We start from the raw sequence: 13,085 nt of genomic DNA, 5'->3' as shown, positions 1-13,085 counted from the left end.
GACAAGTCCGCCTCCGGCTTACAGCTCAATCTTCCAGTTGCCCATCCGCTTGGCGACTTCCGGGTCGTGATATGACAGGAACAGACTCTCGCCCGTATCCAGCGCGGCAATCTGAGCCATATCGTCTGCACTCAGCGCAAAATCAAAAATATCGAAGTTCTCGGCAATCCGCTCTTTGCGCACGGACTTCGGAATGGCCACGATGTCACGCTGGATCAGCCAGCGCAGCACGACCTGGGCGACGGATTTGTTATGCTTAGCGGCAATCCCGGATAACACTTCGTTGCTGAACAGGTTGTTGCGTCCCTCAGCGAACGGTCCCCAGGATTCTATCTGCACACCCTGTTCCTTCATAAAAGCAGCGTTATCCGCCTGCTGAAGGAACGGATGGGTCTCCACCTGATTGACCGCAGGCACGACCTTGTTATGGACGATGAGGTCCATCAGGCGGTCCGGGAGGAAGTTGCTGACCCCGATCGCTCTGATTTTGTCTTCATGGTACAGCTCTTCCATCGCCCGCCAGGCCCCATAGTAGTCGCCGAACGGCTGATGAATGAGGTACAGATCTAAGTAGTCCAGCCCCAGATTTTTCATAGACTTGGCGAAGGAGAGCTTGGCGCTTTCGTATCCGGCATCCTGAATCCACAGCTTGGTGGTGATGAACAGCTCCTCACGCGGTACCCCGCTTCGCTTGATGGCCCGGCCCACCGCCTCTTCATTCAGATAACCGGAGGCGGTATCGATCAGGCGATAGCCTGCCATCAGTGCCTCATACACCGCATTCTCGCATTCTTCAGCATCTGGAATCTGATAGACTCCGAAGCCGAGCAACGGCATTTTCACTCCATTATTCAAGGTTACAGTCTGCATGATATTGTCCTCCTTAGGATGATTTGGTGATATGATGAGACTAACGCCTTCGTGTTACACGAAGTCAAGCAGGCGCTAAATTATTTTTTTGCAAGGAGGACGAACATGTATACAGTCAAAGAAGCGGCTTCCATGACGGGATTAACTGAGCATGCGGTGCGCTTTTATACAGATAAAGGGCTGGTGCCGAGCATTCAGCGTGATAAGAACAACATCCGGTTGTTCGACGACGAATCGATCAACTGGCTGTACGGGATTAGGTGCCTTAAGCAGACCGGCCTGCCCATTGAAAGCATCAAAACCTATGTCGATCTCTGCCTCGAAGGAGATGCGACGGTTCCCCAGCGCTTCGCTCTGATGATGGAATTCAGGGAAGCAGCGCTTCAACAGCTGGAAGAGGCCAAGCAGCGTGTCGCCCATCTGGAAGAGAAGGCCCGTCAGTATCAGGCCATTCTGGAGCAGCGCATCCCCGACCTGACCAATCCCGGCAACTGGAGCAGGCTGCTGGAGCAGGGCGTCAAGGTTCCGGCGCGCCGGAAGAGAGTGGTGCGTTCTTCATGAACACTACTTGTTTCATTTGTGAGAAGCATCAGGGGAATACTCCCCAGCCGCCTGGGGGATATATATATGAAGATGAACACTGGAAATTGTGTCATTTTCCTGCGAAGCAATCCGTGCCGGGGCAGCTGGTGCTGGAGTCGCAGCGGCATCTGCTCGATTTCGCTGAGATGACGGAGGAGGAAGCGGGCTCTTACGGGATTCTGGTCCAAAAAATAGTGTCAGCGCTCAAACAGGCAACAGGGGCAGAACGAGTCTATACGGTCATCATGGTGGATGGGGTTCCCCATTTCCACGCTCATTTCCTGCCGCGGCGGAGCGATAGCGCGAAGGGGATTGCTTTTATTGCACAGCAGAATTCCTGTACTGAAGCAGAAGCAACAGAGCTGGCTGTGAGACTAAGGCTTTTGATGAATTAGGTCAAAATAAACCATGCCACCAATCGACTATATTCGTCACCATTCGTCAAATCCTTTACCCGTTTACCTTGACACACTGTATACCCCGTGACATAATAATTCCAGACTAAATGACTATGATTTATTGGACATAATGCATGTTCCGTGATCAGACGAGGGGGAAGAGATTATAATGAAGAAGAAGTGGGTATCAGGGGTTATTGTCTTGATGTTGGGTGCCCTGATTGCGGGCTGCGGGAACAAGAATGAGGCCGCCAATGGTGATAAGAACAGCGGCAGCGCGGGCCAGAAGACGATTACAGCCGCAACCAGCGGTGTCAGCAATCCGTTCAGCTATGAGAAGGACGGCCAGTTGACAGGATATGATGTGGAAGTGATGAAGGCGATTTTCAAAGACCTTCCGGAATATAAGCTGGAGGTTCAGGCCATTGAATTCGAGGGAATTCTGACCGGCCTGGATAACGGGCGCTTCCAGCTCGGGGCGAATAACTTCGGCTCCAACGAAGAGCGGCGCAGCAAATACAATTTCTCGCTGCCGATTATCGAGAATGCCAATGTGTTCGTGGTCCGCAAGGATGACAACACCCTTAAGGCGATCGAAGATCTGAAGGGCTACAAGGCGGTAACCGAAGTAGGCAACTCCGGTGCCACATTGCTGGAGAATTATAATGAAGCGAACCCGGATGCCAAGGCTGAGATTATGTATACGGATGAGAATTTCGTGAAGCAGTTCGAGGGTATCGAAGCTGGTCGTTACGATGTGCGCATTATCTCCCGTGTATCTGCCGAGAAGGCCATCAAGGAGCATGGCTTCACTAACCTTAAGGTCGTTCCGTTCTCCACAGCGAACAGTGACCCCGGCTCGTATATCCTGTTATCCAAGTCGGCGGACAGCAGCCTGCTGGAGCTGGTCAACAAGCGGATCAAGGAAATGTATGCAGACGGCACATTGCTGAAGATCAGCCAGGAACAGCTGGGCGGCGACTATCTGCCGAAGAAAGAGCTAATGGAGTAACCGCAGAAAGGTGATCACATGAAATTCTTAATCTCGGGAGATTCATTATTCTCCAGCAGCAATTTAGATAAAACGATGGACCCGGAGCTGCTGGCGCTGCTTCAGGGGGCCGATGAGGCTTTTACCAATGCAGAGTTTGTAACCCCGCGGCCAAATACCGTTCCGGCGGCAGGCCGCGGCTATCAGACCAGTGTGCGCCCCAAGGCGCTGGACGAATTCGGGAAGCTGAATATCCGTTATGTCAGCTTCGCGAATAATCATACCGGGGACTACGGGACCCAGGGGCTTGTCGATACGATGGAAGAGGCAGAAGCGCGCGGACTGGTTCCGCTCGGAGTAGGCATGAGCCTGCATGAAGCCCGTAAGCCGGTGTTCGTGGATACGCCAGACGGGCGGATTGCGATCATCACGATTGATGTAACGAGAAGTGAGGTATTCGCAGCCTCGAATCCGGGGAATGGCGTTCCGGCCCGTCCGGGCGTCAACCCGCTCCGCTGGTCGCGGACCTATGTCGTGAACGATCAGGACTTCAACACGCTCAAGGAGATTAGTGAACGCATCGGCATTGCCGCCAGCATGGAGGAAGGCAAGCGGATTGAGACCTTCAAGAGCAGATCGGAGAATTACTATGAATTCGGCTCGTTTTTTGAAGGCTATTTAACCTTCGAGAAGGGGGAGCACTCCCGCGTCCGGACAACAGCGAACGAGCAGGATCAGCAGGAGATCTACCGCACCATTCAGGATGCCCGCGAGCGCAGTGATTATGTGTTTGTCAGCCTCCATACGCATGAAGGGGAGAACGAGAACTGGTACTCCGATTATCCGGCTGAGTTCATCGAGACCTTCGCGCGGGGCGCGGTCGATGCCGGAGCAAGCTGTGTGTTCGGGCATGGCGCCCACTTCACCCGGGGGGTGGAACTGTATAAGGGGCAGCCGATTTTTTATAACCTGGGCAGTCTGTTCATGGAATTCGAGGCCGGGGAATCGATTATCTCGCCTGAGATGTTCACCGCCTACGGGTATCCTGAGAATGAAGCGCCGTCCACGCTGCACAAGAACCGCACCAAGGATAGCGAAGGGAACTGGCAGGGCTTCTACAGCGACCGTAAGTTCTCGGAGAACTTCCTCGTTCTGTTCGATCTGAATGTGGAGGACAAGCGGTTCAGCTACGAGCTGGTTCCGATTGATCTTCGGCTCACCCATGAGATCGTGACCAAGCGCGGCCTGCCGGTGCTGGCTTCGGAGGAAGCTGCGGGTTCCCTGGTGGAACGGCTGAATGCGGTAAGCAAGGAACGGTATCATACGGAAGTGATCTATGAGGGCGGGCGTCTCGTTGTGAGACCGTGTTAACCGCGCCTGTAAATTGAAGGTGGAAGGAAGTTAGTCTGCATGGGAGAGATTTTTGATATCAACGCGGTATTCACATCCATACCTCGGCTGTTAGAGGTCCTTCCTGTGAGTCTGCAAATTACGGTCATCTCGATGATTGTCGGCCTTGTGTTTGCGTTGCTGTTCGCAGTCATCCGCATGAGACGAATCCCCGTCCTAAGCCAGCTGGTCTCAGTCTTCATCTCGTTCATCCGGGGAACGCCGATCATTGTGCAATTATATCTGACCTACAACGGAATTCCGTTATTACTCAAATTCATCAATCAGCAGTACGGGACAGATTATAATATCAATACCATTCCGCCGATGATCTTCGTGCTGGTTACCTTCGCGTTCAATGAAGCGGCGTACAACTCGGAGACGATCCGCGCTGCGCTGCAGTCGGTGAACAAGGGCCAGATCGAGGCTGCTGAATCGCTGGGGATGACGTATCTGCAGGTGCTGAGAAGAGTCATCGTTCCTCAGGCGCTGGTGGTGGCGATTCCGCCGCTGGGCAACGCGCTGATCGGATTGCTGAAGGGAACCTCCCTGGCCTTCGTGGCGGGTGTAATCGAAATGACGGCCAAGGGTAAAATCATCTCCGGCAGCAACTTCCGCTTCTTCGAGGTGTATCTCGCGCTGGCGATCATCTATTGGGTCATGACGATTCTGATTGAACAGCTTCTCCGCTTCCTGGAGAAAAGATTCTCGATTCCAGACTCCGCTGCCGGGGCCATGAACCGTGGCTGGTTCTCTTGGGGAAGGAGAGGGATCTGATGATTAAGGTAAGCCATTTATCCAAGTCTTTTCACGGGAATCTGATTCTGGACGATCTGTCCGTTGAGATTAACAAGGGGGATGTTGTGGCTCTCATTGGCTCATCCGGTGCGGGCAAATCGACCTTCCTGCGTGCTCTCAACTGTCTGGAGCAGGCAGATCAGGGCACGCTGGATCTCGAAGGCTTCCAGGTGGACTTCAGCACGATTACGAACAAGCAGCGGCTGGAGCTGCGGAAGCAGACGGCGATGGTGTTCCAGCAATTCAATCTGTTCCAGCACCGGACGGCACTGGATAATGTCAAGGAAGGCCTGAAGATTGTCAAAAAGATGAATGACCGCGAAGCCGCCCAGATTGCCCAGGAGCAACTGGAGCAGGTCGGTCTGGCCGACCGCGCTCATTATTATCCGAAGCATCTGTCCGGCGGCCAGCAGCAGCGGGTGGGCATTGCCCGCGCGCTCGCGATGAACCCGAAGCTGCTGCTCCTGGACGAGCCGACCTCGGCGCTGGACCCCGAGCTGGTAGGCGAGGTGCTGCAGACGATCAAGAAGACCGCCGCCACCGGCCAGACGATGATCCTTGTCTCGCATGAGATGAGCTTCGTGTACGAGGTAGCGAGCAAGGTGCTTTTCCTGGACAAGGGCAAAATCGTCGAGGAAGGCACACCGGACCAGGTGTTCAACCATCCGAAGTCCGAGCGGGCCAAGGAATTCCTGCAGAATTATTTCCGTAATAAGACGGGGAACTGAACCGGATAGTAGAACCCCCGGAGGGCGCTTGCGCCTTTCGGGGGTTTTTGGTGTGGGTGGAATGTATGCGGAAAACCGACCACCATGGGTTGGCGTGGAGGGTACGAGCCGAATAAACATGAAAAACCGAACACAATGGAACCCGGGACGACTCGAAGGCCCAATGTAATCGAAAAACCGATTACATTTGGTGGTGCGATGGCTAGTGGGCCAAATGTAATCGAAAAACCGATTACATTGGGCGGCGCGATGGCTGACAGGCCCAATGTAGTCGAAAAACCGATTACATTTGGCAGCGCGATGGCTAACTGGCCAAATGTAATCGAAAAACCGATTACATTTGGCAGCGCGATGGCTGACAGGCTCAATGTGATCGAAAAACCGATTACAATTCCGATTGCCTGGTTTTCATGGAAAGTACTTATTAAGATTTTCAGGCGTAATGCCATTCCATAACCAGAATTGATCTCCCTGTGATACAAGTAGACGATCGAGCCATAGTTCAAAACTCAAATTAAGCGGTTCACCATGATCACGGGCAGAGGTATAGATTGATTGGTCAAAAAGATAATCCTTTCTTCCTTGCTTCACATAATCGCTATTTACACATATTAAAGTCTCACTGAATTTTGCAATAACGTAGACATGATCAGGAGTTGGGAACTTATGCAGTGCATCTTGAATTTCATCTACACCAAAAATATGCCAATGAGGTGCTGATTCTTCAATATCCTTATATAGTTCCATCCCGTTATGCAAAGATAAAAAGAATTTATAGTCTTCTGGCAGCTTTAAATCCGTCTCCGTTTCAAATTCTTCAATTTCATTTAACAAGGCAGGCTTGGAAAATGAGAATGTGCATGTAAGCTGAAATCCTAAATTTCTTTGAATATGAAAATTATTGTTGTTGGAAATTGTCCTTTTTAAAGCTTCTAGTGATGCGAGTATTAATTTTGACATCTTACCCCTCCTCCAGATTTTAACCGACGAATATGTTGCTCTCAAATATACCATAAAATACCTAGGCAAACCCGCAAGAAACCCAGCAAACATCAGCTACCTTCATTAAAGTCGCAATTTTTGCGACTTTTTTGTTTTGAATCCGTATATATAGCTTTATAAAGACTAAATTAGGCCAAAAGGAGTGATGCATCTTGAATTTCATGAATCAGAATGGCGACAATGTGCCGGGGCTCAAGCTGCCGAAGCTGAAGCCGGGGATGTACAAAAGGATTGGGGTGGGGGTAGCCGCAGCGGCGGTGCTGCTGTATATCGGGGCCACCTCGTTCTATACCGTGCAGGAGCAGGAACGTGCAGCAATTCTGACCTTCGGCAAGTATACGAATGAGACCTCGGCCGGACTTCATTTCAAATGGCCTTATCCGATCCAGGATGTGATTACCGTACCTGCGGAGCTGACCCAGCGGATACATATCGGGTACCGCCAGGAGGCTAATGGGGCTGTGCCGGTAGATGATGAAGCGATGATGATTACAGGAGACGAGAACATTGTCTCTGCCGATGCGGTCGTCCAGTGGAAGATCAGCAACATCCGCGATTATCTGTATAACATCGATGACCCGGAGCATTTCCTGCGTAACTCAGCCAGCTCATCGATCCGTGCCGTCATTGGTTCCGAGAAGCTGGACTACGCTATTACTGACGGGAAGACGGTCATTCAGGATAAGGTCCGTGAGCTGCTCATCGACCTCCAGAAGAAATATAACACCGGCATCCAGATCATTGATATCAAGTTCCAGGATATTGAGCCGCCAAGCGGCCAGGTGGAGGAAGCCTTCCGCGAGGTGACGAACGCCCGGGAAGAGAAGAATACGAAGATCAACAACGCGAAGAAGTATGAGAACGATATCATTCCGAAGGCACGCGGGGAAGCACAGGCGCTGCTGGAGCGGGCCGAAGGTGAGAAGAAGTCGCGTATTCTGAATGCGCAGGGGGATGTGGCGCGGTTTAATGCGATTTTTGCCGAGTATGCCAATAATCAGAATATTACCGAGAGCCGGCTGATCCTGGAGACGCTGGAGCAGATCCTGCCGAACGCCCGCATCTTCATTACCAACTCGAACAGTGACACGGTGAACTACCTGCCGCTCAATGAGCTGGCGCGTAGCAGCAAGGATAACACCTCTGCTCCGGCAACGGTGAATCCGCCTGCCTCACCTGCACCGCAAGGAGGAGATGCCAAGTGAAAAGAAATTCAATCGTAACGCTAATCGCTGCCGTCGTGGTGATCATTCTGCTTGCCGGCTCTACGTACATCGTGAAGGAAGGGGAGTACAAGGTCGTCCTCCGTTTCGGTGAAGCGATGCGCACGGTGGAGCAGCCGGGGCTGAAGTTTAAATTGCCTTTTATCGAGAATGTCTCGGAGCTTCCCAAGTACCAGATGACCTACGAGAGCTCGCCGACCAGCATTCTGACCAAGGACCAGAAGCCGATTGTCGTCGATAATTACACCGTCTGGAGAATCACCAACGCCTCGCAGTTCCTGCGGACGGTGCAATCGGTGAGCGGCGGGGTGCAGCGGATTGACGAAGCCGTCTACAACTCGGTGCGCCGCAAGCTGTCGGAGATCAACTATGAGAATATCATCAGTGAGGATACCGGACGCGGCAACATTAACGATGAGATTACCAAGGACGTAAGCGACGCATTATCGCGTGACAATTACGGTATTAAAGTCATTGACGTTCGCATCAAACGTACCGACCTGCCGGAAGAGAACAAGCAGAGCGTCTACAACCGGATGATCTCGGACCGCCAGTCCATCGCTGCGCGTTACCTGTCCGAAGGGGATGAGGAGTCCAAGAAGATCACCTCCAAGGCGGACCGCGCCTCCAGAGAGCTGATGGCCCAGGCCGAAGCCGACTCCAAGAAAATCATCGCCGAAGGCGAAGGAGAAGCGGCCCGCATCTACAACCAGGCTTACGGGAAGTCCCCGCAGTTCTACAGCTTCTACCGTACTCTGCAGAGTTATGTGACCACGCTGAAGAACGAGCCGGTCATCATGATTCCGATTGATTCGCCTTATGCGAAGATTTTGACGGGACAGAAATGATATAAAAAAGAGCAGCACAACTCCTATTATGGAAGAAGTGCTGCTCTTTTTTGCGGGGAAGTGCTAGTTCTCTGCTAAGGCTGCTAGGGCGGAAAAACAGTTGGATTTCCGGCACTTGTTGATCAGCAGAGGAGCGATACGGAAACAGCAGTTGGAAAAACAGCACTTAAATTAACCCCAATCAGCCAAAATGGCGGGTACGGGCTGATTTAGTTGTTGTTTGTCCACTTGCTTCCGTTGATCCTGCATTAATCGCAGAATTAAGATACGTTTATCCAACTATGGTAAGGGATATCGTTCGGGGAGGCGCAAGGCAGGAGGTTGAGGAGCCACAAAAGGAAGTGAATTCCCTTCTGGCTCCTTACCATGCCCTTGTTACAAGAAAATCAGCAGCAACGTGCCAACGATGAAGCAATAATACGAGAAGTAAATCAGGTTCCCCTTCGCCATAATGCCGATGAACCAGCGCATGGCGAAGTAGGTGGCGACTAGGGTGGTGAGGAAGGCGATCAGGTAGGGCATGGCCAGCGCCGCACGGTTCGGATCATGGGCGATGTCAGATGCGCCGAGGATCAGGCCGCCGATACTGATGGGAATGTACAGCATGAAGGAGAACTTCAGGGCGGTCTCCTGCTTCATGCCTACCGCAATCGAGGCAATGACCGTTGAACCCGAACGGCTTATACCGGGGATCAGGGCGACGGCTTGAGCCAGCCCGACGATGATGGCATCCTTCACTTTGAGATTACCGTCTCTTTTTTGGCCGCGCAGATTGCGGATCAGCCAGAGGGCAACCCCGGTGACGAGCAAGCTAATGGAAACGGTATGTACAGAGGTGAAGACACGTTCGATCGTATCCTTGAAGAACACGGCAGCCACGGCTGCGGGAATCGTTCCGATCACGATGTAGATGCAGAACATGAACTCTGACCGGTACTTGGCATCGCGCGTCCGCAGGTAACGGAAGAACCCTGTGATCAAGTCCCAGATATCTTTGCGGAAAATGAAGCAGATCGCAATTAATGAGGCCGTATTCGTCAAAATTTCAAAAGAGAGTCCATTCTGCTTCACGCCGAGCAGCCGCTGGGCAATGATTAAATGCCCGCTGGAGGAGACAGGAATCGGCTCCGTCACCCCCTGGACAAGTCCTAGTACCAGATACTTCAGCCAAACCACTACAGATTCCATATTTTCCTCCTAAAGTTGAACGCTATATTAAAATGTACTTAAGTTTTGAACTGGAAAGGGTAATTTTCCCCTCCGCTTCTTCGCTTGTCGTTAAAGTCATAAGTACATCTTAATTATCCAATTAAGCCTGCCGTCTCCGGTACCGCTTGGACAGGACATACAGCCCGAAGCCTACCAGGAATATAGTAGCTGCCGGCAGAATGTAAGGCTTGACGAGCTCGTCCACATGCTCCCACTGCGAGCCCAGCTTGTAGCCCAGGTAGACGTAGATGGCGGTGATCGGCAGCATGGCCAGGAACGTGTAGAGACTGAATTTGAACACATTCATTTTGGCGATGCCGCAGGGGATCGAGATCAGGGTTCTTACACCAGGGATGAAGCGCCCGTAGAAGGCCACACCGCTACCGTATTTATCAAAAAAGCGGTCGGACGCTTCCAGGTGATGCGAGCGGATGAACAGGTACTTCCCGTATCTGTCCACCATCGGTCTGCCGCCGAACCGGCCCAGGGCATACAGCGTCAGCGGACCAAGGGTGCCGCCAACCGTACCGGCCAGAATCGTCAGAATCAGCTTCATATCTCCGAGATACACCCAATACCCGGCAAGCGGAAGTACGATTTCAGCAGGCACGAATTCAAACGACAAGGCGATCATAATTCCGGCATACGACAAATCCTTAAAGAAAAGTATAAACTCCGTAATCCACTCTGTCATACGCTTCTCCCCCTTCTCAAACAAAAAGCCCCCTTATTAAGGGGGCAGTCTCATCAACTGTCAGCACCCTCTCATCTGTGCAAGGCATCCCGGATGCCTCTAGTGCTGCGACTGATATGCTGTCCGCATACCGGTCACAGCGGCTTCATTGGGCTTATGCCCTCCGCCGAACTCTGGATAAGAGTATTATTCAAGTCGATAATATTAAAACATATCTGTATACCCGGAAGCAAGTTTCTGAGAATAATAGAAAATTTGTATGAAAAGTTGAAAGCGTTATTTCAACTCAAGCTTGAACACATCGCCCGCCTGTCCGCCGAAGACGATCATTCCGCCTTGCGGCAAGACGGTGGAGCGGTCTTTGGTTACGACCGAGTAATTTACGATTGTGCCCTTGTCGTCGTAGACGGCAAACCCTGCGCCATCTGGAGCGGTTACCTTCATGGTGCGGCCGGCCGCTGTCTTACCGATCTTGTACCATATGCCCTGGCCGCTGGCGGGGATGGTGGTGACCGATGCATGGCCTGCGTAGACCGGCTTCACCGCATCCCCGCTGATATAATCATTGCCGTCGATGGTTAAATATTCTGCACCATTCTGCTTGGAGAATGTCAGATCGAAGGCGTCTCTGCCGTTCATCACCGGAATCTCAGCCGCATTGACAGCGGTGTTCTGATCCACAATCCGCGTCCCGGAAGCATACCCCTGATCGACCGCAATGGTCTTCGTCAGGATGGAAGGGGAGAGGTAGAAAGATGAATTGATTTTCTCATCCAGGGCGTAGTAGCTTTTGCCGTCCCGCTTCGTCCAGGCCTGCTTCACCGTCGCATCCAGCGGATTGGCATCAAGCTTCTGGTATTCGTAAGTGACCATCAGCATCTGGCCGAGGCCGGGGAGCTGCAGATGAACATTCAGCTTCAGATACGTCTTGCCGTTCTTTAGTTGATCGAAGCTGACGATGGCGCTGCCATCCGGGCTCTTGAACTGGCCCTTACCGGTGTAGACATACTTCTGAGCAGGAACGAGTCCGCCTTCCAGCTCGGGCAGGCTCAGCTCTCCGTTCTTCAGCGTGACCTCTGTTGTGGAGCCAATGGTACCGTATAATCCCGAATAGGACTGGAGCTCAGCAGGCATGGCTGCCTTCACCGGAGCCGTAAACGTTGCTTCTGGCCGGATCTTATCAATCCTTCCGGTATCCTTCAGATACGCCAGCAATACATTCGAGGCGAAGATGCTGTTATAGATTGAACTTCCGCCCGACGAGAGCACCGCGATGGAGATATCCGATTCCGGCAGGGTCACCAGTGCGGTGTGATACATAATGGTATCCCCACCTTTGGATAAGGCTTTGATTCCATAGTCGCTGAACGGTGCGAGACTGACCGCATCCCAGCCCAGGCCGTAATTGAAGGTATTGGTCTCTTCGGGAACCCAGAGCCCCTTGCGGTATTCCGGCTGCTGCATCGCTTCAGCGGAGGCTTCCGACAGAATGTCCGGGTGCTTGCCGTTCAGCATCTCGGCGAATGTGGTCAGATCTTCGGCTGTGGAATAGAGGCCACCTGCTCCCAGAATGTTGGCGTTCTCGGCAGGGAGTGCCTGCTTGAAGGCAGGGAAGTAAGTCTTGGCAAGCTTTTGCCGGTCAAAAGTGTTCAGCGGCGTCTTGGTGGAGCTTAACTGAAGCGGGCCGTTCATGTGCTGGTCCAGGAATTCCGTATAGCTGCTGCCGGTGACCTGCTCAATCATCAGCTCCAGCAGCTGGAATCCATCGTTGCAATAGACGGAGTATTCGCCCGGATCGGATTTCAGTTGCTCAGACTGGAGTCTTGTCAGCAGCTCGTCATGATTCCGGGTGTCAGAATCATCCAGCAGAATGCTGTTTCCGTAGTGGCTGCCGTACAGGCCCGAGGAATGATTCATTAACATGCGCGGAGTAATCTGCTTGTAACGCTCATCGGCCATCTTGAACTGCGGAAGATACGTTATCAGCGGCTTGTCGATGTCGATGATCTTATCCTCCGCGAGCATCATGGTTGCTGCGGAGACATGCATTTTGCTGATGGAGCCGATGCCGAACATGGTGTCCTGCGTGACCGGTGCCCCGGCTGCCTTGTCGGATACGCCGAAGCCGCCGGACATCGTAATCTTGCCCTGGTCCCGGATGGCATACTGGAGTCCGCTCACCCCGTAATCGGATAAGATCTTCTGGCCCAGCTCCTGCGCCTTGGCCTGCGCTGCCGATTCCTTCTCCTGGGCCGATGCCGGAGCTGCGGGAATCAATAATACAGCGGCTAATACTACTGAAGCTAACTTGTTCATTGTCTGTCTCCTCCTGTTCCTGTATTGGCTTACTATC

The 13,085-nt window shown here is 52.5% G+C and carries 14 protein-coding genes; 9 read left to right on the top strand and 5 right to left on the bottom strand.

What is annotated here, in order from left to right; all coding sequences use genetic code 11:
* Positions 1 to 18 precede the first annotated feature (18 nt).
* Positions 19 to 870, bottom strand: coding sequence for an aldo/keto reductase (locus K1558_RS05925; protein WP_238650459.1), 852 nt, complete (start codon positions 868 to 870; stop codon positions 19 to 21).
* 105 nt (positions 871 to 975) lie between these two features.
* Here K1558_RS05925 and K1558_RS05920 point away from each other — a divergent pair, with 105 nt between their 5' ends.
* The 7 genes from K1558_RS05920 (at position 976) to K1558_RS05890 (ending at position 6,212) form a co-directional block, all read left to right on the top strand.
* Entirely contained in the window at positions 976 to 1,431 is a 456-nt protein-coding gene (locus tag K1558_RS05920; RefSeq protein WP_238650458.1) for a MerR family transcriptional regulator, read from the top strand.
* Positions 1,428 to 1,847 carry an HIT family protein gene (locus K1558_RS05915; protein ID WP_238650457.1) on the top strand — a complete coding sequence of 140 codons (420 nt, stop codon included), beginning with the start codon at positions 1,428 to 1,430 and terminating at the stop codon, positions 1,845 to 1,847. Before K1558_RS05920 ends, K1558_RS05915 begins: the two co-directional genes overlap by 4 nt.
* A gap of 172 nt (positions 1,848 to 2,019) precedes the next feature.
* Positions 2,020 to 2,862, top strand: a complete 843-nt coding sequence (locus K1558_RS05910) for a transporter substrate-binding domain-containing protein (protein ID WP_238650456.1) — start codon at positions 2,020 to 2,022, stop codon at positions 2,860 to 2,862.
* An 18-nt stretch (positions 2,863 to 2,880) separates the two neighbouring features.
* Positions 2,881 to 4,212: a CapA family protein gene (locus K1558_RS05905; protein ID WP_238650455.1), complete on the top strand. Its 1,332-nt coding sequence runs from the start codon at positions 2,881 to 2,883 to the stop codon at positions 4,210 to 4,212.
* Between the two features lie 39 nt (positions 4,213 to 4,251).
* Positions 4,252 to 5,007 carry an amino acid ABC transporter permease gene (locus K1558_RS05900; RefSeq protein WP_274528400.1) on the top strand — a complete coding sequence of 252 codons (756 nt, stop codon included), beginning with the start codon at positions 4,252 to 4,254 and terminating at the stop codon, positions 5,005 to 5,007.
* Complete coding sequence (locus K1558_RS05895) at positions 5,007 to 5,756, top strand: amino acid ABC transporter ATP-binding protein (protein ID WP_238650453.1); 750 nt, start codon at positions 5,007 to 5,009, stop codon at positions 5,754 to 5,756. The genes K1558_RS05900 and K1558_RS05895 overlap by 1 nt, the downstream gene beginning before the upstream one ends.
* Before the next feature lie 84 nt (positions 5,757 to 5,840).
* A complete protein-coding gene (locus K1558_RS05890) occupies positions 5,841 to 6,212 on the top strand; it encodes a hypothetical protein (protein WP_238650452.1) in 372 nt (123 codons plus the stop codon).
* Here the strand turns inward: K1558_RS05890 and K1558_RS05885 are convergent.
* Positions 6,165 to 6,716, bottom strand: coding sequence for an SMI1/KNR4 family protein (locus K1558_RS05885; protein WP_238650451.1), 552 nt, complete (start codon positions 6,714 to 6,716; stop codon positions 6,165 to 6,167). The two genes, K1558_RS05890 and K1558_RS05885, sit on opposite strands and share 48 nt — an antisense overlap.
* A gap of 203 nt (positions 6,717 to 6,919) precedes the next feature.
* On the opposite strand from K1558_RS05885, the gene hflK reads away from it, so the two are divergent.
* Positions 6,920 to 7,963, top strand: a complete 1,044-nt coding sequence (hflK, locus tag K1558_RS05880) for an FtsH protease activity modulator HflK (protein WP_238650505.1) — start codon at positions 6,920 to 6,922, stop codon at positions 7,961 to 7,963.
* Positions 7,960 to 8,829, top strand: coding sequence for a protease modulator HflC (gene hflC, locus K1558_RS05875; RefSeq protein WP_238650450.1), 870 nt, complete (start codon positions 7,960 to 7,962; stop codon positions 8,827 to 8,829). The genes hflK and hflC overlap by 4 nt, the downstream gene beginning before the upstream one ends.
* A 375-nt stretch (positions 8,830 to 9,204) precedes the next feature.
* Here hflC and K1558_RS05870 read toward each other — a convergent pair whose 3' ends face one another.
* From K1558_RS05870 to K1558_RS05860, 3 genes are all read right to left on the bottom strand, one after another.
* Positions 9,205 to 10,017 (bottom strand): undecaprenyl-diphosphate phosphatase, encoded by an 813-nt coding sequence (locus K1558_RS05870; protein WP_238650449.1) that lies wholly within the window; start codon positions 10,015 to 10,017, stop codon positions 9,205 to 9,207.
* Between the two features lie 121 nt (positions 10,018 to 10,138).
* Positions 10,139 to 10,732: a DedA family protein gene (locus tag K1558_RS05865; protein WP_238650448.1), complete on the bottom strand. Its 594-nt coding sequence runs from the start codon at positions 10,730 to 10,732 to the stop codon at positions 10,139 to 10,141.
* Positions 10,733 to 11,008: 276 nt separating this feature from the next.
* On the bottom strand, positions 11,009 to 13,048 hold the full coding sequence (locus K1558_RS05860; RefSeq protein WP_238650447.1) for a serine hydrolase domain-containing protein: 2,040 nt from the start codon (positions 13,046 to 13,048) through the stop codon (positions 11,009 to 11,011).
* Between the last annotated feature and the right edge of the window lie 37 nt (positions 13,049 to 13,085).

The organism is Paenibacillus piscarius (genome assembly GCF_022234545.1).
GTDB lineage: Bacteria > Bacillota > Bacilli > Paenibacillales > Paenibacillaceae > Paenibacillus_AQ > Paenibacillus_AQ piscarius.
The sequence above is the reverse complement of the archived record's forward strand: the minus strand, read 5'-3'. Positions and strand labels throughout refer to the sequence as shown.

What these genes read in the sequence shown, in the direction of transcription:
- K1558_RS05925 (WP_238650459.1), bottom strand. Translation starts at nt 870, where the DNA reads ATGCAGACTGTAACCTTGAATAATGGAGTGAAAATGCCGTTGCTCGGC.
- K1558_RS05920 (WP_238650458.1), top strand. Translation starts at nt 976, where the DNA reads ATGTATACAGTCAAAGAAGCGGCTTCCATGACGGGATTAACTGAGCAT.
- K1558_RS05915 (WP_238650457.1), top strand. Translation starts at nt 1,428, where the DNA reads ATGAACACTACTTGTTTCATTTGTGAGAAGCATCAGGGGAATACTCCC.
- K1558_RS05910 (WP_238650456.1), top strand. Translation starts at nt 2,020, where the DNA reads ATGAAGAAGAAGTGGGTATCAGGGGTTATTGTCTTGATGTTGGGTGCC.
- K1558_RS05905 (WP_238650455.1), top strand. Translation starts at nt 2,881, where the DNA reads ATGAAATTCTTAATCTCGGGAGATTCATTATTCTCCAGCAGCAATTTA.
- K1558_RS05900 (WP_274528400.1), top strand. Translation starts at nt 4,252, where the DNA reads ATGGGAGAGATTTTTGATATCAACGCGGTATTCACATCCATACCTCGG.
- K1558_RS05895 (WP_238650453.1), top strand. Translation starts at nt 5,007, where the DNA reads ATGATTAAGGTAAGCCATTTATCCAAGTCTTTTCACGGGAATCTGATT.
- K1558_RS05890 (WP_238650452.1), top strand. Translation starts at nt 5,841, where the DNA reads ATGGGTTGGCGTGGAGGGTACGAGCCGAATAAACATGAAAAACCGAAC.
- K1558_RS05885 (WP_238650451.1), bottom strand. Translation starts at nt 6,716, where the DNA reads ATGTCAAAATTAATACTCGCATCACTAGAAGCTTTAAAAAGGACAATT.
- hflK (WP_238650505.1), top strand. Translation starts at nt 6,920, where the DNA reads ATGAATCAGAATGGCGACAATGTGCCGGGGCTCAAGCTGCCGAAGCTG.
- K1558_RS05870 (WP_238650449.1), bottom strand. Translation starts at nt 10,017, where the DNA reads ATGGAATCTGTAGTGGTTTGGCTGAAGTATCTGGTACTAGGACTTGTC.
- K1558_RS05865 (WP_238650448.1), bottom strand. Translation starts at nt 10,732, where the DNA reads ATGACAGAGTGGATTACGGAGTTTATACTTTTCTTTAAGGATTTGTCG.
- K1558_RS05860 (WP_238650447.1), bottom strand. Translation starts at nt 13,048, where the DNA reads ATGAACAAGTTAGCTTCAGTAGTATTAGCCGCTGTATTATTGATTCCC.